Below are 16,564 nucleotides of genomic sequence, written 5' to 3'. Positions count from 1 at the left end.
CCGCCGCCCGTTTGCCGGCTGCCCGTACCCCCGCTTTCCCCATGACCGAATCCGACCTGCAACCCGACGACACCTCCATCCACGAAGACGGCCTCTGGCGCGACAACGGCTGGACGGCCCGCATCATCAAGAACGAAGACGACGACGGCTGGGCCGTCGAGATGATCAAGGACGGCGAGTCCGAGCCCGCGCTCGTCGGGCCGTGGACCATGGGCCGCGACAAGAAGAACCCGAAGCCGATGGACGCGAACGCGTTCCGCACGCTCGTGAAGACCGCGACCGAGGTGCTGATGCGGCACGAGCAGCAGCGGCGCGCGATGCTGCACAAGGAAGTGACGGTTCAGGGCGAGGACGACCAGGAGGTGTCGGTGACGCTCGACATCGTGCCGGACGAATTCGAGCCGTACGCGCAGCTCAAGGCATTCGATCCGTATGGCGAGTTGCTGGCCGAAGCGAAGGTGTCGGCCGGGTTCAAGCTCAACAAGGCCAGTGCCGAGCGCTGGGTCGCATCGGGCTTCGAGCGGCCGGCCGCCTGATCGCGCGCGGCGCGGCGCGCCGGGCCGCGCGCTCAGGCGCCGGCGCCCTGCCGTGCGCGCCGCAGCCGGCGCGCCGCCAGCTTGCGCCGCACGAGCTGTTCGAACTGCTGCGTCGCGACCGCCGGGTCGCGCGCGGCCAGCCCGAGCGCATTGCGCACGAGCTGGATCGGCGTCAGCACGAGGCCCCACGGCACCCCCCACCAGCCGAACACGGCCGACGCCAGCAGCGCGACCGCCTGCTTCCTGCGGCCGCAACGCCTGCAGCACACATGGCGTCGCGTCGCCCAGCGCGTGACGAACAGCAGCGACACGACGCGATGCGACGCATGGACATCCACCGGCTGGTCGTCGCGACCGCAGATCGGGCACGGCCCGTAACGCCAGTCGTGCACGTACTCCCAGACTTTCGCGTCGGGCACCCGTTCCGCCTCGACGACGATCGGATGCGCTTGCGCGCACGCCGCACGGCAATAGCGGCGGCCATCGATCGACCGCCCGCCGGCCAGGAACGTCCTGCCGCAGTGACTGCACTCTGCCACGGTAACCTCGGATAAGCGTGATGCGCCGCGTGCCGGCCGCGCGCAGCATGGCTGCACCGGCGGTCCGGACGGGCCGTTTACTGTCTTAACGGCCGGCATCGCGCGGTCTTGAGCGGCGGTGTGCCGCCGCGCGTCAGGCGTGCAGCCCGTGCGCGGTCATCAGCCGGTACAGCGTCGCGCGCGAGATGCCCAGCTCGGCCGCCACGTCCGCATGCTGGTGGCGGTGGCGCATCAGCGTTTCCTCGATCGCGTGCCGCTCGGCCTGCCGGCGCGCTTCCGCGAGCGTCGGCGGCCGCCGCGACGTGTACGGGTGCAGTTCGAGATCCGCGGCCGAGATCATCGGGCCGTTCGTCATCACGACCGCGAACCGGATCCGGTTGATCAGCTCGCGCACGTTGCCGGGCCATGGGTAGTTGTGGATCGCTTCGATCGCGCACGGCATGAAGCCGCGAATCCGGTGCGAACTGTCGCCGCGATAGCGCCGCAGCACGTGGTCGGCGAGCAGCATGATGTCGCGGCCGCGCACGCGCAGCGGCGGCTCGTCGATGCGCAGCACGCACAGGCGGTAGTACAGGTCGGCACGGAACCGCCCCGCCTGCATCGCGGCCTCGAGATCGACGTGGGTCGCCGACACGATCCGCACGTCCACCGGAATCGACGCGTGCCCGCCGAGCCGCTCGATCGTGCCTTCCTGCAGGAAGCGCAGCAGGCTCGCCTGGCTCTCGAACGGCATGTCGCCGATTTCGTCGAGAAACAGCGTGCCGCCGTGCGCGGCCTCGATCCGGCCGATCTTGCGCTGGTGCGCGCCCGTGAACGCGCCGCGCTCGTGGCCGAACAGTTCGGCCTGCAGCAGCGTCGGCGGAATGGCCGCGCAGTTCACGGCGACGAACGGCGCGTCGGCGCGCGACGACTGCTGGTGGATCGCCGCCGCCGTCAGCTCCTTGCCGGTGCCGGATTCGCCGGCGACGAAGACGGTGGCGTCCGTGTTCGCGACCTTGCGGATCGTCGCGAACAGCCGTCGCATGGCGTCGCATGCGCCGATCATCGTGCCGCCGGGGGGCGCCGCAGCAGCGTCCGGGCTGCCGTCCGCGAGCTTCAGCATCCCGTATGCATGGCCGACCAGATAGCCGATCGTCGTATAGGCGTTCGCATTGCGCACATAGTCGAAGCAGCAGTGGCGAATCAGGCGCGCGACGGTGAGATCCCGCAGGCGCTCATGGTCGGCGAGTGCGACCCAGCCGACGCGCGGATCGCGCAGCAGCGTTTCGAACGACATGACGTCGAGCGACGCGAAGCTGCCGAAGTCGACGATGCCCGCATGCGGGCGATTCACCCTGACGAGATTCAGTGCGTCCGCAACGGTTTTCGCGCGCCACACGTCCCAGCCGCGTGACGCGAGGCAGTCGACGAGCGCGGCATCGTGCTGCTGCGACAGGTAGACGAGTGGCCGCGGCGGCACGACATGGTTGCGCCGGACGGCAACGAACGGCGCCGGTCCTGCCTCGCGTTCGAGATCCTGCGGGCCCGACACCCTGATCTGGCAGCAATAGTTCACGATGGCCTCGTCGCTTGGATGGGTGGTCGAAACGGCCGTTGCCGGATCGCGCGGGGCGGGACATCGTGGTCCCGCGGCGCAGCGCCGGGCCGTCCTCGGATTGACGTTTCGTTATCGGCAGAACACGACGCGCTGCGTGTAGATCTGCGGCTCGACGACCGGCTTCGCGGCACGGTTGAGGTCGTCACGATAGGCGCGGTAGGTCTTGCCGTTCACCGTCACCTCCGTCGCAGGGGCCGTCTCGATCGAGCCGAGCCCGTTGCGCTGCCACCCGCTCACCCGCTCCGCCGCCGTCACGCTCGACTCGCCGGCGATCTTCTGCGTGATCGCGCTGCCGTCGCTCCATGGCTGCGTCTGCATGTCCTCGGCATGCTGCATCGCGCCGATCGTCTTGCCGGTCGATGTCGGCCCCTTCTGCGCTTCGAACGGTGCGCCACGGCCGTACACCGGCGATTGCCACGACGGGGCGTGGCCTTCCTCCGGCATCATGTAGATCATCTGCGGATCGCCGATCATCATCATCGGCGCGCATGCCGTGTTGTCGGCGCGACCGAGCGTCGACAGCGCCTGCTGAACGCTCACGGCGTTCGCGGCGGTCTGCTCGCCCAGGATCACGAAGACCGCCGGGTTCTGAAATACCGACTGCGCCGCGGCTTGTGCGCTGTACAACAACAGAGCGATCAAAAAGATCCTCATGATTGAGGCCTCCTTGCATCCTCGTCAGGCAAAAAGAGGTGTTGACCTCGGGGATGGGATCAACACCCGTCAAACAGGAAACGACCGTCGGGCATCGGGTTCGAACGTCTCCCGTGCGGCCGGTGTTCCGGTCACACGGGAAACCGACCCGCATGCTTACGACGACGTGCTCGTCGAGATGACGGCCGGAGCCGGCACGACCGGTACAGCCGGGGCGGCCTGCTGGTCGACCGAAGCCGGCGGCAATGCTTGCGCCGGATCGGACAACGCCGGCATGTCGGCGGGCTGCGCAGCCGCTGCTTCCGGCGCCTTCGCGTCGGCGGCCGGCATGTCGGCAGGCGTCGCGGCGACGGCCGGCTGCGCGGCTTCCGGTGCGGGCGCTTCCGCGGCGACCGGCGCCGGCTCGGCGGCCTTCGCATCGGCTGCCGGCGCGGGCATCGCGGCTTCAGCCGCGGGCGCCGCAACGACGGCCGCCGCCGGCGTCGGGTCCGCAGCCGGCGCGGCAGCGGCCTGCGCTGCGTTGTCGGTCGCGGCCGGCATCGGCTCCGGCGCCTTGTCGGCGACGGGCTGCACGGGCTCGGGGGTCTTGTCGGCGACCGCCGGTGCGGGTTCCGGTGCCTTGTCGGCCACCACCGGTGCAGGTTCCGGTGCCTTGTCAGCGACTGCCGGTGCAGGTTCCGGTGCCTTGTCGGCGACCACCGGTGCGGGTTCCGGCGCCTTGTCGGCCACCACCGGTGCGGGTTCCGGCGCCTTGTCGGCCACCACCGGTGCGGGTTCCGGCGCCTTGTCGGCCACCACCGGTGCCGGTTCCGGTGCCTTGTCGGCGACCGGTTGCACGGGCTCGGGGGCCTTCGTCTCGGCGACCGGTGTGGCAGGCGCTTGCGATGCCTTGTCCGCGACTGCCGGTGCGGCGATCACGGCGGCAGCCGGCACGGCCGCAATCGCAGCAGCCGGGACGATCGACGCCGCAGGTGCGGCAGCCACCGCAGGTGCGGCGGCGACGGCCGGTGCCGCGGCTGCTACGGCGGGGGCTGCTACGGCAGGTGCGGCCGCAACAGCAGGCGCTGCCACTGCCGGTGCGGCGGCTGCGACAGCCGGCGCAGCAACAGCCGGCGCCGCGGCAACCGGCGCCATCGACGGCACGGGCACCGGTACCGGCACCGACACGGGTGCTGCCTGCACAAAATTCGTCGCCACCGGACGGGGCTGAGCCGGTGCCGGCGCGGCAGCGCCGAGCGGCGGCAAGCCCATGCGGTCGCGCACGATCGGATCTCGATACTTCACGTCGTCGGCGACCGTCGCTTCCACGCTCGGCGCCACGTTCGAACGGGCGAGCGGCGCGGTCGTGCCCGGGCACAGGTGCCCGGTCGCTTCCACCGCACGCCGGTTCGCGTCGCTCTGGCAGAGCAGCGCGAGCGCCACGTCGGTCAGGCCCATCGCACGGAATTCACGCGCATCGAGACGTCGCACGCAGGCCTGGTCGACCAGCGTCGTGCCGCCCGTCGCGCCGAAGCCCGGGAACGACACACCGACGCTCACCGAGCCCATGCAGGTATCGGACAGCGTGGTCGTGAGGCCCGGCGCCTGGATCGAGGGGTTCGTCTTGATCGTCTGCGTCCCGGAGTAATTGACGTTTTCCGAGGTCTGGGTGTTGTACGGGTTGGTGCCGGGCGCGCCGGACGACTGCAGCGAACTCACGCTCTGCGGCGTCACGTTCGAACCGCCACTCGTGCCGGACGGCATCGTCACGTTCACGTTCACGCTCGAATTGCCGCTGCCGCGGACCCCGCTGGAGCTGGTGGCATTGCCGCCGCGCGAGCTCGTGGTGTTCGTGTTCATGCTCGAGCCGCCGCCCTGGCTGATGGCCGTCGAGCCGCTCGACGACTGCGAGCTCGAAGTCGAGTCGGCGGTTTGCGCCTGGGCGCCGATCGTGGTCATCGCGAACATCGCAGCGCATGCCACCTTGATCCTGTTGCTGTTCATTTCACTCTCCGGACGAGGTTTGACCTCCCACCCAGGCAACCGTACTAGTTCCCCTGATTCCCTTCAGCTTTGCCTGCTTCCCCGAACTGTTTCCAGCCGTTGCCCAGCTGGGACCATGAGCCTGCCGACATGCCCTGCCACTGCTGGGCGTCGGATCCGCCGATGGCACTGCCCGAAGAAAGCGTTTGTTGTTCTGACGGTTTGGTTGTCTGGTCAGGTTTGTTTGACGTCTGCAAATTCGATTGCACGTCGTCGGCAATACGGTCAGCGCCATACGCCGTCAGAGACGCGAGCATCAGAGCGGCGGCAATCAGTTTCTGCTTCATGCCAACTCCTTACGTGACAACAATGTGGGGAAAAGAGACCAGCGTCGCTGGGAAACTGGTCCCCCCACACCTGACTAATGACTGCTTCCGGTCGCACTTGAACTGCCCTGGCTTCCACCCGATGCGGACGGCGAGCCGGCCGGACCCGTACTCCACACGGTCGACGAGTTGTAGTGATTCGAACCCGCGATCGCGCCCGAACCGCCACTGCCCGTCAGGCCAGCGGCACCCGCGTTGGCATTGCCCTGGTCGTTTCCGCCCGTTGCCGTGTAGTGGTTCGCGCCGAGTACGATCGTGGCGGTTACCCCTCCCGATAGCGCATTCGCGTTCTCGTTCGTGCTGCTGTTTCCACCGTACGAGCCTGCGGCACCGATACCGCCGCCTGCCGCAAATGCGCCTCCGTTCGTGCCAGAACCACTGGCCGTCGAAGTCGAGTTGTGGAAAGCGGATGCCGTGCCGGCGGAACCAGCGGGTGTGACGGTACTGCCTGCATTCGCGCCCGCCGTCGAAGTCGAATTGCTGGTATAGCTACCGGAACCGACCAGCACCGACCCTGAAACACCGGCCGCAACGGATTGCGTCTGGTTGGTCGTGGACGAACCCGCTGCCAATGCAGCCGACGATAAGACGGTGAGCGCTGTCGCTAATATGACGTTGGCTTTCATAGCAATCCCTTGCTGTGATGAAGTTCAGCGGTGGCGGAGCCGGGCCTGCCCCCCATCGGACGAAACCCGGCATCCGTACCGCCAGCCAATGACGAACGCTGCGCGTCGCGGCTTAGTGGTGATACGTCCAGCCGATTGAACCGGCATTCGCACCGCTGGTGCCACCTGCCTGTGCGCCGCCGAAGCCGAAGCCGCCCACTTGCGAAGTGTTGGTGTGGTCCGTGTACGAGATCGAGCTGCTGCTGCCATGGCCGGCCGTGGCGCCAGCTGCACCGAGCGCTGCACCGGAATCGGTCGCGCCGAAAACGCCGAACCCGACGACCCCGGCCGCCGTCGAACCGCCGCTCGACGAGTTGCTGCTCGACACCGTGCCGCTACCTGCGAACGCTGCACCCGAAACCGCCAGAACTGCTGCTGCAATCAGAAGCTTCTTCATGGTCGACTCCAAAACGGCGTGGACGGAGTGAATCAGGAAGATCGCACGCCTTCAATCTTCCCGACTTGAGCAATCCTCAAAATTAAGGATCACTATCTAATAAATAAAATCTCATTGCCTTTTAAATCACGTTTTTATGTTTTTGCCAGACGAAGCTTAGCTTCGAGATTTTTCGTTATCCAAATTTTTTTGGTAGGTGTTTTCTATTATTTTTATGAACATTGGCCTTGCACCGAAAACTCCCTTGCTTGATATGCCGGAACGATGCGCACATCTTTCCGGCTGGCGATATTCGATACCCCGCCGGACGGCATGTCATGAATCGACATCCCGTTTCCGGAATCGAAAATTCGCGAATACATTAACCACCGCAAATCGCAGCGCCGCTTGAAATACACCTTTTACGCGGGCGACAAGAGCCTGCATTGCAGCCGGGTGGCCTGTGTTCTCCCTGAGCTATCGACGAAGCGTCTTCCGGATAATCCGGCCGACAGGCTGTTCGGTCTAATCCGGCCGGCGCCGGCATGGGCCAGGCGCGATCGGAGCGGCCCTGCATGGCCGGGGACGAATCGGCATCACGCTGTCCGGCACGAACAGCCTGATCCATCCGGGTGAACTGAATGAGAGCGAGTACCGCTGTCGCCCGACTGCCGTGCGGCGCGACAACCGCGACAACCGCGCCAGCAGGCGGCGCGCGCGGCGGGCAAGAAACCGGGACAGCGCAACCCGCGAAGCTGGCACAGCGTCGCGAGCGTCACCCCGGCCTTTCCGACTACCCCAGTGATGCGTAAAGTACGCACCGATCAAGCCACTGCTTATGGTCTTCATCGCCGTTTCCCCGACTGCTTATTGACGAGTTGGCCGCCCCACCGCTTTGTTACATCGTTTCAGCCGCCCGCCGGTGCGTCGAATACCGCAAGCAGCGTGCCACGCGATATTCCACCGCAGCTTGCGCGCGGCACACGGCCGCCATGGCGGCCCACAGCGCCGGGAACGACATTTTTTGTTTCAGGAATGTATCGCAATAACAGTCTGACACCCGCTCCGATCGTTGAGCACCGCGACGCAATCGCCGGATTAGACGGACGAATCCGGCCCGCAGGCCCGCACCGGGCGGCCTGATGAACGAGTGTTTCAAACTTGAGAACGGGGCTGCCGCGCAAGGCCGGCGGCGCGGGCATTTCCGCCGGCAAACCGTGGGGCGCGGCGTGTGCGGCCCCTTCCCGTGCCATCACAAACGAGAATCGATTCGCCCGACACCGGGCACCGAAAGCCCGACACGGCAGCCTCGGGCGCGCCTTCGACATGCGTTTCTCCCGATGACCGAAACGAATTTGATTCATCCGTGAAAATACCGACAGGATCACGCACCGCTCGAGGGCCGAAATAGACCGTAAAAAAGAAAATTTTTGTGGCGGCGTAATCATTCAAATGAATGCAAACTCGGGCCTCGTCATGCCGCACATCATTTTTTCACCTTCATTCGCTCCGCCTTTCACGCACCGAATCGTCCGATTCGCGTCACATTCGGGAAGCGCCTTGAATCGTTTAGCGATGCATTTCTCACCGATGAAACATTCAAGCTCAACACCTGTTCGACGACGCCATTTCATAAAAAGCCTGATTCATCATGCGTTGCGTCGTATCGAATCGCATCGACCCGGCAATGGAATCGCCCGCTTTTCTGTCCCCACGATACATGCATGAAACAGAAGCGCGCATATCGCGCGGCAATTGCGCCGCCGCTCCCGTGCGCATCGCGGCGGCATCGTTCATGGCATGCCGATTGCCTTGTTTCCGGCTCTCACCGAGCGGCACGTCGAAGCACAAGATCACGGACGGCGGCCGGCTCGTCAATCAGCGTATCGGGGAAAAGGCGATGAAGATCACCACCGGGCGATCGACGTGCGCGTCGTTCAGGCATCAACGGGGTAGCCAACGAAACCGGAGCGCCTGTCGCGGCGCTTCGTCGACCTCGGCCCATGCGAGCCGGCGCTTGCCGAAGCGCTACCCGTGCGGCGGGATGGAACGCGTGCGCACCGCCGTCGAGCAAATCGACGTGTGGTTCCTCGATCTGCTCGACGAAGGTGAAAGCCATGAATGACCGGGTCGCGCTCGAGACGCGCGCCGGTCAGCGCGTCCTGGTGACGGGCGGCGCCGGCTTTCTCGGCAGCTACGTATGCGAACGCCTGGTCATGGAAGGCGCGTGCGTCACGTGCATCGACAGCCTGCTGACGGGGCGCAAGCTCAATGTCGCCGACCTGAAGGCGTCCGGCCGCTTCGAATTCGTGAAGGGCGACGTCTCGCTCGGCCTGCCGCAACTGCAGGTGGACGAGATCTGGAATCTCGCGTGCGCGGCATCGCCGCCCACCTACCAGATCGATCCCGTCCATACGATGATGACCAACGTGCTCGGCATGAACCACTGCCTCATGCTCGCGCGCAAGACGGGCGCCCGCGTGTTCCAGGCGTCGACCAGCGAGATCTACGGCGACCCGGACGTGCATCCGCAGACGGAAACCTATCGCGGCAACGTGAACACGATCGGCCCGCGCGCGTGCTACGACGAGGGCAAGCGCGCGGCCGAAGCGCTGTGCTACGACTACTACCGCACGCACGGCGTCGACGTGCGCGTCGCGCGCATCTTCAACACCTACGGCCCGCGGATGTCGCCGCGCGACGGCCGCGTCGTGTCGAACTTCATCGTCGGCGCGCTCAACGGCGCGCCGCTCGAGATCTACGGCGACGGCCGGCAGACGCGCTCGTTCTGCTTCGCCAGCGACCTGATCGACGGCTTCTTCTGCCTGATGAACGCCGAGCGCAACGTCGGCACGCCGGTCAACATCGGCAACCCCGGCGAATTCACGATGATCGAGCTCGCGGAGAAAGTGCTCGCGATGACGGGCGCGACATCGGAAATCGTGTTCCGGCCGCTGCCGATCGACGATCCGCACCAGCGCAAGCCCGACATCTCGGTCGCGTCGGCCGAGCTCGGCTGGCGGCCGGCCATCGATCTCGACGAAGGGCTGCGCCGGACCGTCGACTATTTCAGCCGCGAACTGTGGCTCGAGCCGGTGCTGCGCGTAACCGGGGCCCCGGCATGAAAGTGCTCGTGACAGGCGGAGCGGGCTATATCGGCAGCCATACCTGCAAGGCGCTCGCGGCAGCGGGACACGAACCGGTCGCCTACGACAACCTGTCGACCGGCCATCGCGATGCGGTGCGCTGGGGGCCGCTCGTCGCGGCCGACATTCTCGACCGCGACGCGCTGTCGAAGGCGTTCGCCGTGCATCGGCCCGACGTCGTGATCCATTTCGCGGCGCTCGCGTACGTCGGCGATTCGGTGCTCGCGCCCGACCGCTATTACACGGTCAACGTCACCGGCACCTGCACGCTGCTGAGCGCGATGCACGCGGCGGGCATCGGCCGGATCGTGATGTCGTCGTCGTGCGCGACGTACGGCATTCCGGACGGGCTGCCGATCTCGGAGCGCACGCCGCAGCAGCCGATCAATCCGTACGGTTTCACGAAGTACGCGATGGAACGGATGGCCGCCGATTTCGAGCGCGCGTACGGGCTGAAGTGGGTCGCGCTGCGCTACTTCAACGCGGCCGGTGCGGACCCTGACGGCGAGATCGGCGAATGCCACGAACCGGAAACGCACGCGCTGCCGCTCGCGATCCGCGCGGCACTCGGCACCGGCCGTGCATTCCAGGTGATGGGCACCGACTACCCGACCCCCGACGGCTCGGCGATTCGCGACTACGTGCATGTGAGCGACCTCGCCGACGCGCACCTGAAAGCGACCGCCTATCTGTGCGGCGGCGGCCACAGCGTCGCCCTGAATCTCGGCACCGGCAAGGGAACGTCGGTGCTCGAGGCGTTGCGCGCCGTCGAAGCCGTGACGGGCCGCCGCGTGCCGACGGTAACGGCCGCGCGCCGCCCGGGCGACCCGCCCGAACTGTACGCCGACGCCACGAAAGCCGCGCTCGTGCTCGGCTGGCGGCCGCGTTTCACCGCGATCGAACCGATGGTCGAACATGCCGCGGCGTGGTTTCAGAAAGCACTGCAATTCGAATCCGGCAATTGAGCAAGTTTCCTTGAACGCCACGCGGGGGAATCACCATGAAGGTACGGATCGCCATCGTCGGCACGGGCTACGTCGGGCTGGTCAGCGGCGCGTGCTTTGCGGATCTCGGGCATGACGTCGTCTGCATCGACAACAATCGCGGCAAGATCGACGCGCTGAACGAAGGCCGCATGCCGATCTACGAACCGGGCCTCGACGCCGTCGTCGCCCGCAACGTCGAACGCGGCACGCTGCGCTTCAGCAGCGACCTCGCGACGAGCGTGCGCGATCGCGACGCGGTATTCATCGCGGTCGGCACGCCGACGCTGCCGGGCACCGACCAGGCGGACCTGCGGTACGTCGAGGCGGCCGCGCGCGAGATCGCGTCGAACCTGACCGGCTTCGCGGTCGTCGTCACGAAATCGACGGTGCCGGTGGGCACCAACCGGATCGTCAAGCGGATCGTCGAACGCTGCGCGCCGGACGGCATCGACGCGGCGATCGCATCGAATCCGGAGTTCCTGCGCGAAGGCTCGGCGATCGACGATTTCATGCACCCGGACCGCGTCGTGTTAGGCGCCGAGCATCCGCGCGCGATCGAGATCATGAAGGCCATCTATGCGCCGCTGGAGGCGATGGGCCATCTCGTGCTCGCGACCGAGATCGAAACGGCCGAACTCGTGAAGTACGCGGCGAATGCGTTCCTCGCGGTGAAGATCAGCTACATCAACGAGATCTCGGATCTGTGCGAAGCCGTCGGCGCCGATGTCGAACTGGTCGCGAACGGAATGGGCCTCGACCGCCGCATCGGCGCATCGTTCCTGAAGGCCGGCCCCGGCTGGGGCGGCTCGTGCTTCCCGAAGGACACGCGCGCGCTGAAGGCAACGGCTTCCGAACATGCGGTGCCGCTGCGCATCGTCAGCGCGGCGATCGAATCGAATGCGCTGCGCAAGGAGCAGATCCTGCGCCGCATCGAGAAGGCCTGCGGCGGCTCGATCAAGGACAAGCGCATCGCGGTGCTCGGTCTCACGTTCAAAGGCCAGACCGACGACGTGCGCGAAAGCCCGAGCATCGACGTGATCCAGCTGCTCGTCGGCGCGGGCGCGCATATCCGTGCGTACGACCCCGCGCGTCCGCATGAAGCGTCGCGGCTGCTGCCGCAGGTCTTCATGGAGGGCTCCGCGATCGACGCGGTGCGCAGTGCGGACGCCGTCGTCGTGATGACCGAATGGAAAGCGTTCGAGGCACTCGATCTCGCCGACCTCGCGGATCACATGGCCGATCCCGTGATGCTCGACATGCGCAACCTGTTCAGCGAGCGGCTCGCCGTCGATAGCGGCTTTCGCCGCTATGAGCGCGTGGGCCGCGCGTGCGGCGAACGCACGCCGGCCGACCCGGCATCGGAACAACCGCCCGCCAGCGAGGACACCCGGCTGCCACGCAGCCTGCTTCAAGACTGATGATCTGACCTTGACGGGAGAGCACCATGAAGAAGCTGGTTGCGTCGCTTGCGGGCGGCCTTGCGCCGGATACCGCCGACACCATCGACACCGCCTCCTCCGGCGCGGATCGCGCCGCCTCGACGAGCGCGGACGTGCCGCTCGTCGTCCCGTTGATGGACAGCGGCACCCGCATCGTCTTCCACCTCCTCGCGCTGGCCTGGTTCGTCGCGCTGGGCATCTTCTGGCGCTGGTGGTTGCGCGACGAGCACTACGTCGACGCCTTCCGCTTCGGCGTCAACTGCTTCGTGCTGTTCTGGACCACCTTCATTCCCGGCTACTTCATCTTCATCATCCGCTCGGCGGTCGTGCCGAACCCCGCGCTACCGGTGCCGCGAGACTGGCGCGTCGCGATGGTCGTCACCAAGGCGCCGTCCGAGCCGTTCGACATCGTCCGCACGACGCTGCTCGCGATGCTCGACCAGACCTACCCGCACGATACGTGGCTCGCCGATGAGGATCCGTCGCCCGAGACGCTCGACTGGTGCCGCGCGCACGGCGTATTCGTGTCGACGCGGCGCGGCGTCGCCGCGTACCACCGGACGAGCTGGCCGCGCCGGACCAAGTGCAAGGAAGGCAATCTCGCGTACTTCTACGACAAGGTCGGCTACGACAACTACGATTTCGTGTCGCAGCTCGATGCCGACCATGTGCCAACCCGCACCTATCTCGAGGAGATGCTGCGGCCGTTCGTCGATCCGGCCGTCGGCTACGTGTCGGCGCCGAGCATCTGCGACAGCAACGCGGCCACGAGCTGGAGCGCACGCGGGCGCGTGAACGTCGAGGGGCCGCTGCACGGCACGATGCAGGCCGGCTATGCGGGCGGCCTCGCGCCGCTGTGCATCGGCTCGCACTATGCGGTGCGCTGCCGCGCGCTGCGCGAGATCGGCGGGCTCGGGCCCGAGCTCGCCGAGGATCACTCGACCACGATGATCTTCAATTCGAAGGGCTGGCGCGGCATGCATGCGCTGAACGCGATCGCGAACGGCGAAGGGCCGCGCACGTTCGGCGACCTGGCCACGCAGGAATTCCAGTGGTCCAAGAGCGTGATGATCATCATGCTGCGCTACACGCGCCACTATTTCATGGGGTTGCCGCTGAAGCTGAAGGCGCAGTTCCTGTTTTGCCAGCTGTGGTATCCGCTGTGCGCGCTCGCGATGGCCGGCGGCGTCGTGATTCCGGTCGTCGCGCTGCTGACCGGCCGCGTGTGGGCGCACGTCGACTACCTCACGTACCTCACCTACGCGCTGCCGCTGGCCGTGCTGCTGCTGTGCGTCGTGACCTGGGCCACGCGTTCGACCCAGTCGTGCCGCCCGCTGAATACGAAACTGCTGTCGTGGGAAGGCCTGTCGTTCGTGTTCGCACGCTGGCCGTGGGTCGTGCTCGGCTGCGTATCGGCGGTGCTCGACTGCGTGCGCGGCAAGGAATTCCCGTTCAAGGTCACGCCGAAAGGCGGCGCGGTCGAACAGGACGCGCCGCTGCGCGTGGTCGCCCCGTATCTGCTGATCTCGCTGTTCTGCAGCCTGCCCGTCGTCACGGTCGAGGATCCGCGCAACGCCGCCGGCTTCTATCTGTTCTCGACGCTGACGAGCATCCTGTATCTGGTGATCGCGGCCGTCGTCGCGGTGAATCATGGCCGGGAGCAAGGGCTCGCGTGGTCGGCGTTCAGGCAGATGTTCTTCAGCCGCCTGCCCGTGCGCAACGCGCTGTTCGTGGTCGCGCTCGCGATGCTGCTGTCGGGCATCGGGCTGCGCGCGCCAAGAGGCTGGCAGGCGATGATGTGGCGCTCGGGGTTGCCGGCCGTGGTCGCGCCCGTGCCGGGCGAACCGGTGAAGCAGCCCGAACTCGGCGCCTACGACCCCGAGAGCACGCTCGCGGGTGAGCGGAATCTCGCGTTCGATCATGTGTTCGTGTCGTGGAACGCGCCCGACATCCGTGCGGAAATCGACGATGCGTACCGGCGCGCGCAGGCGCGCAACCGCGCGCTGATGCTGACCGTCGAGCCCTGGGCGGCCGGCGACACGCGACAAGGCGCGCTGCTCGACGATATCGCGCACGGGCGCTACGACGCGCGGATCGCGGCCACCTGCTCGGCACTCGCCGCGTTGAAAAGCCCCGTGTTCGTGCGCTGGGGCCACGAGATGGAGGCCGACACCGGGCGCTATCCGTGGGCCATCGGCGATGCATCGGCTTACGTGCAGGCATACCGGCGGGTCGTGACCGCCTGCCGCGCGATGACCGACCAGATCCGCTTCGTGTGGTCGCCGGCCGGCAACCGGAACCTCGACGACTATTTCCCCGGCCGCGGCTATGTGGACGACGTCGGCCTGTCCGTGTTCGACTGCCCGCGCTGCGCGGTCTGGCCGGCCGGCGGCCACGCGTCCGCCGCGAGCATCCTGCGGACCAAGTACGAGCGGGTGGCCGACTACGGGCTGCCGGTGATGGTCACGGAGCTCGGCGTCGACGGGTCGAGTTCGCGCAAGCGCGAGGCGCTCGACGAATTCCAGCGGTCGCTGTGGCGCTATCCGCTGCTGAAGGCCGTGGTGTATTTCAACGCGGTCGACACGCCCGGCGCGTGGCCCGCGCATTACGTGCCGGACTGGCGGATCGCGCCGGCCTTCCTGCAGACGACGGTGGTCGCCCGGTGACACGCGCGGCGAGCGACCGCGCGCCGGCTTTCCGGCGATCCGCCGTCAGCCGAGCAGTTCCTTCCTGCGCAGCTGCACGACGTCGCGCATCGGCGGCGCGCCGAACAGCCGGCTGTATTCGCGGCTGAACTGAGACGCGCTTTCGTAGCCGACGACGGCGGCCACCGACCCGACGTCGCCGCCCTGCCGCAACAGCAACCGCCGCGCCTCGTGCAGCCGCAACTGCTTCTGGTACTGCAGCGGGCTCAGCGTCGTCACGTGCTTGAAATGATGGTGCAGCGACGACACGCTCATGTTGACCGCCTGCGCGAGCGACTCGACGCGCATCGGCTCGGCGAAGTGATCGCGGATCCATTCGATCGCGCGGGCGATCCGGTGCGTCTGGCTGCCCGCGATCGCCATGTGCCGCAGCCGCGTGCCCTGCCCGCTCGTCATCAGCCGGTACAGCAGTTCCTTTTCGATCAGCGGCGCGACGACCGCAATGTCGGCCGGCGTATCGAGCAGCCGCATCAGCCGCAGCGCGGCATCGAGCAGCGGCGGCGTCAGCTCGGCGAGCGCGATCCCCTCGCCTTCGGGGCCCGCATCGGGTTCGGGCAGCCGCATCTCGGCCGCGAGTTCGACGATGCGCTGCGGATCGAGCGTCAGCGACAGGCACAAATACGGCGCGTCCGGCGACGCGCTCGTCACGCGCGACAGGATCGGCAAGTCGATGGAGGTAATCAGGCAATTCTGCGCGTCGTACTCGTAAGCCTGACCGGCCACGATCACGCGCTTCGAGCCTTGGGCGGCGATCACGAGCGCGGCCCGCGACACGCCGCAGCCGAGATCGACCGGCCGCGTGTGCCGGTGCAGCATCAACCCCGGCACGGCCGTTGAATGCGAGCCGTCCGCGGGCGCGAAGCGGCTGATCAGCGTCGCCAGCTCGCGCTGCCCGGATTCGCGCGACGCCACGATATCGGTCATGTCCATGACGCTTCCTCGATCAATTTCCTCATGTCGCGGGAGCATAGCGAAACCGCCCGCCGCCTGCCGGGGATTTGCAGGATTGTTCAATAAATTTGCAGGATTGGGTAGACGCAAAAACCGGCTGCTCGCGCACACTGCCCGCTGACCGGGCGCATGCCGGGTTTTCCCCACGGAGACAATCACAATGCCTACCTCCTTTGTCCTGAACGGCAAGAACGTCACGCTCGACGCCGATCCGTCGATGCCCGTCCTCTGGGCGATTCGCGAACACGCGGGACTGACCGGCACGAAGTTCGGCTGCGGCATGGCGCAGTGCGGCGCGTGCACCGTGCATCTCGAAGGCCAGGCCGTCCGCTCGTGTGTGCTGCCGCTCGCCGGCATCGCGGGCAAGCACGTCACGACGATCGAAGGCCTGCAGAGCAAGCCCGCGCAGGCCGTGCAGGCCGCCTGGGTCAAGCTGCAGGTGCCGCAGTGCGGCTACTGCCAGTCCGGCCAGATCATGTCGGCCACCGCGCTGCTCGAACAGAACCCGAAGCCCACCGACGCGGACATCGACGCCGCGATGAACGGCAACCTGTGCCGCTGTGCGACCTACGCCCGCATCCGGGCGGCGATCCACGACGCGGCCGCGACGCTGGGAGCCTGA

At 67.0% G+C, this 16,564-nt stretch carries 15 protein-coding genes; 7 read left to right on the top strand and 8 right to left on the bottom strand.

Annotated elements, in window-relative coordinates; all coding sequences use genetic code 11:
* Nucleotides 1–41: 41 nt before the first annotated feature.
* Complete coding sequence (locus tag CFB47_RS22350) at nucleotides 42–536, top strand: hypothetical protein (RefSeq protein WP_089462304.1); 495 nt, start codon at nucleotides 42–44, stop codon at nucleotides 534–536.
* A 32-nt stretch (nucleotides 537–568) separates the two neighbouring features.
* On the opposite strand, the gene CFB47_RS22345 is transcribed toward CFB47_RS22350, so the two are convergent.
* The 7 genes from CFB47_RS22345 to CFB47_RS22315 all read right to left on the bottom strand — a co-directional run bounded on the left by CFB47_RS22345 (nucleotide 569) and on the right by CFB47_RS22315 (nucleotide 6,736).
* The gene (locus CFB47_RS22345; RefSeq protein ID WP_089462303.1) at nucleotides 569–1,075 is read right to left on the bottom strand and encodes a hypothetical protein; all 507 of its coding nucleotides are present in this window, start codon (nucleotides 1,073–1,075) and stop codon (nucleotides 569–571) included.
* A 133-nt stretch (nucleotides 1,076–1,208) separates the two neighbouring features.
* Nucleotides 1,209–2,630, bottom strand: a complete 1,422-nt coding sequence (locus CFB47_RS22340; RefSeq protein WP_089462302.1) for a sigma-54 dependent transcriptional regulator — start codon at nucleotides 2,628–2,630, stop codon at nucleotides 1,209–1,211.
* A gap of 111 nt (nucleotides 2,631–2,741) precedes the next feature.
* The gene (locus CFB47_RS22335) at nucleotides 2,742–3,326 is read right to left on the bottom strand and encodes a hypothetical protein (protein WP_089458594.1); all 585 of its coding nucleotides are present in this window, start codon (nucleotides 3,324–3,326) and stop codon (nucleotides 2,742–2,744) included.
* 156 nt (nucleotides 3,327–3,482) lie between these two features.
* Complete coding sequence (locus tag CFB47_RS22330; RefSeq protein WP_089462301.1) at nucleotides 3,483–5,309, bottom strand: chemotaxis protein CheA; 1,827 nt, start codon at nucleotides 5,307–5,309, stop codon at nucleotides 3,483–3,485.
* A 44-nt stretch (nucleotides 5,310–5,353) separates the two neighbouring features.
* A complete protein-coding gene (locus CFB47_RS22325) occupies nucleotides 5,354–5,635 on the bottom strand; it encodes a hypothetical protein (protein WP_089441983.1) in 282 nt (93 codons plus the stop codon).
* 74 nt (nucleotides 5,636–5,709) lie between these two features.
* Nucleotides 5,710–6,300, bottom strand: coding sequence for a hypothetical protein (locus CFB47_RS22320; protein WP_089441982.1), 591 nt, complete (start codon nucleotides 6,298–6,300; stop codon nucleotides 5,710–5,712).
* 112 nt (nucleotides 6,301–6,412) lie between these two features.
* Nucleotides 6,413–6,736 carry a hypothetical protein gene (locus tag CFB47_RS22315; RefSeq protein WP_089458596.1) on the bottom strand — a complete coding sequence of 108 codons (324 nt, stop codon included), beginning with the start codon at nucleotides 6,734–6,736 and terminating at the stop codon, nucleotides 6,413–6,415.
* Between the two features lie 1,666 nt (nucleotides 6,737–8,402).
* On the opposite strand from CFB47_RS22315, the gene CFB47_RS22300 reads away from it, so the two are divergent.
* From CFB47_RS22300 to CFB47_RS22280, 5 genes are read left to right on the top strand one after another with little or no spacing between them, the layout of a single operon-like run.
* Nucleotides 8,403–8,840, top strand: coding sequence for a hypothetical protein (locus CFB47_RS22300; protein ID WP_242808612.1), 438 nt, complete (start codon nucleotides 8,403–8,405; stop codon nucleotides 8,838–8,840).
* Nucleotides 8,833–9,840: a UDP-glucuronic acid decarboxylase family protein gene (locus CFB47_RS22295; RefSeq protein ID WP_089462299.1), complete on the top strand. Its 1,008-nt coding sequence runs from the start codon at nucleotides 8,833–8,835 to the stop codon at nucleotides 9,838–9,840. The genes CFB47_RS22300 and CFB47_RS22295 overlap by 8 nt, the downstream gene beginning before the upstream one ends.
* Nucleotides 9,837–10,826 carry a UDP-glucose 4-epimerase GalE gene (gene galE, locus CFB47_RS22290; protein WP_089458598.1) on the top strand — a complete coding sequence of 330 codons (990 nt, stop codon included), beginning with the start codon at nucleotides 9,837–9,839 and terminating at the stop codon, nucleotides 10,824–10,826. Before CFB47_RS22295 ends, galE begins: the two co-directional genes overlap by 4 nt.
* Nucleotides 10,827–10,861: 35 nt before the next feature.
* On the top strand, nucleotides 10,862–12,265 hold the full coding sequence (locus tag CFB47_RS22285; RefSeq protein WP_089462298.1) for a UDP-glucose/GDP-mannose dehydrogenase family protein: 1,404 nt from the start codon (nucleotides 10,862–10,864) through the stop codon (nucleotides 12,263–12,265).
* A gap of 26 nt (nucleotides 12,266–12,291) precedes the next feature.
* Nucleotides 12,292–14,952: a glycosyltransferase gene (locus tag CFB47_RS22280; RefSeq protein ID WP_089462297.1), complete on the top strand. Its 2,661-nt coding sequence runs from the start codon at nucleotides 12,292–12,294 to the stop codon at nucleotides 14,950–14,952.
* A 45-nt stretch (nucleotides 14,953–14,997) separates the two neighbouring features.
* Here CFB47_RS22280 and CFB47_RS22275 read toward each other — a convergent pair whose 3' ends face one another.
* A complete protein-coding gene (locus CFB47_RS22275) occupies nucleotides 14,998–15,921 on the bottom strand; it encodes an AraC family transcriptional regulator (RefSeq protein WP_089462296.1) in 924 nt (307 codons plus the stop codon).
* A gap of 181 nt (nucleotides 15,922–16,102) precedes the next feature.
* Between CFB47_RS22275 and CFB47_RS22270 the strand changes: the two genes are divergently transcribed.
* Nucleotides 16,103–16,564, top strand: a complete 462-nt coding sequence (locus CFB47_RS22270; RefSeq protein WP_006480868.1) for a (2Fe-2S)-binding protein — start codon at nucleotides 16,103–16,105, stop codon at nucleotides 16,562–16,564.

It is taken from the genome of Burkholderia sp. AU27893 (genome assembly GCF_002223205.1).
In the GTDB taxonomy this organism is placed as follows: Bacteria; Pseudomonadota; Gammaproteobacteria; order Burkholderiales; family Burkholderiaceae; genus Burkholderia.
Note: the sequence above shows the minus strand (reverse complement) of the source record. Positions and strands in the feature narration are given on the sequence as shown.

What these genes read in the sequence shown, in the direction of transcription:
- CFB47_RS22350 (WP_089462304.1), top strand. Translation starts at nt 42, where the DNA reads ATGACCGAATCCGACCTGCAACCCGACGACACCTCCATCCACGAAGAC.
- CFB47_RS22335 (WP_089458594.1), bottom strand. Translation starts at nt 3,326, where the DNA reads ATGAGGATCTTTTTGATCGCTCTGTTGTTGTACAGCGCACAAGCCGCG.
- CFB47_RS22330 (WP_089462301.1), bottom strand. Translation starts at nt 5,309, where the DNA reads ATGAACAGCAACAGGATCAAGGTGGCATGCGCTGCGATGTTCGCGATG.
- CFB47_RS22325 (WP_089441983.1), bottom strand. Translation starts at nt 5,635, where the DNA reads ATGAAGCAGAAACTGATTGCCGCCGCTCTGATGCTCGCGTCTCTGACG.
- CFB47_RS22320 (WP_089441982.1), bottom strand. Translation starts at nt 6,300, where the DNA reads ATGAAAGCCAACGTCATATTAGCGACAGCGCTCACCGTCTTATCGTCG.
- CFB47_RS22315 (WP_089458596.1), bottom strand. Translation starts at nt 6,736, where the DNA reads ATGAAGAAGCTTCTGATTGCAGCAGCAGTTCTGGCGGTTTCGGGTGCA.
- CFB47_RS22300 (WP_242808612.1), top strand. Translation starts at nt 8,403, where the DNA reads ATGGAATCGCCCGCTTTTCTGTCCCCACGATACATGCATGAAACAGAA.
- CFB47_RS22295 (WP_089462299.1), top strand. Translation starts at nt 8,833, where the DNA reads ATGAATGACCGGGTCGCGCTCGAGACGCGCGCCGGTCAGCGCGTCCTG.
- galE (WP_089458598.1), top strand. Translation starts at nt 9,837, where the DNA reads ATGAAAGTGCTCGTGACAGGCGGAGCGGGCTATATCGGCAGCCATACC.
- CFB47_RS22285 (WP_089462298.1), top strand. Translation starts at nt 10,862, where the DNA reads ATGAAGGTACGGATCGCCATCGTCGGCACGGGCTACGTCGGGCTGGTC.
- CFB47_RS22280 (WP_089462297.1), top strand. Translation starts at nt 12,292, where the DNA reads ATGAAGAAGCTGGTTGCGTCGCTTGCGGGCGGCCTTGCGCCGGATACC.
- CFB47_RS22275 (WP_089462296.1), bottom strand. Translation starts at nt 15,921, where the DNA reads ATGGACATGACCGATATCGTGGCGTCGCGCGAATCCGGGCAGCGCGAG.
- CFB47_RS22270 (WP_006480868.1), top strand. Translation starts at nt 16,103, where the DNA reads ATGCCTACCTCCTTTGTCCTGAACGGCAAGAACGTCACGCTCGACGCC.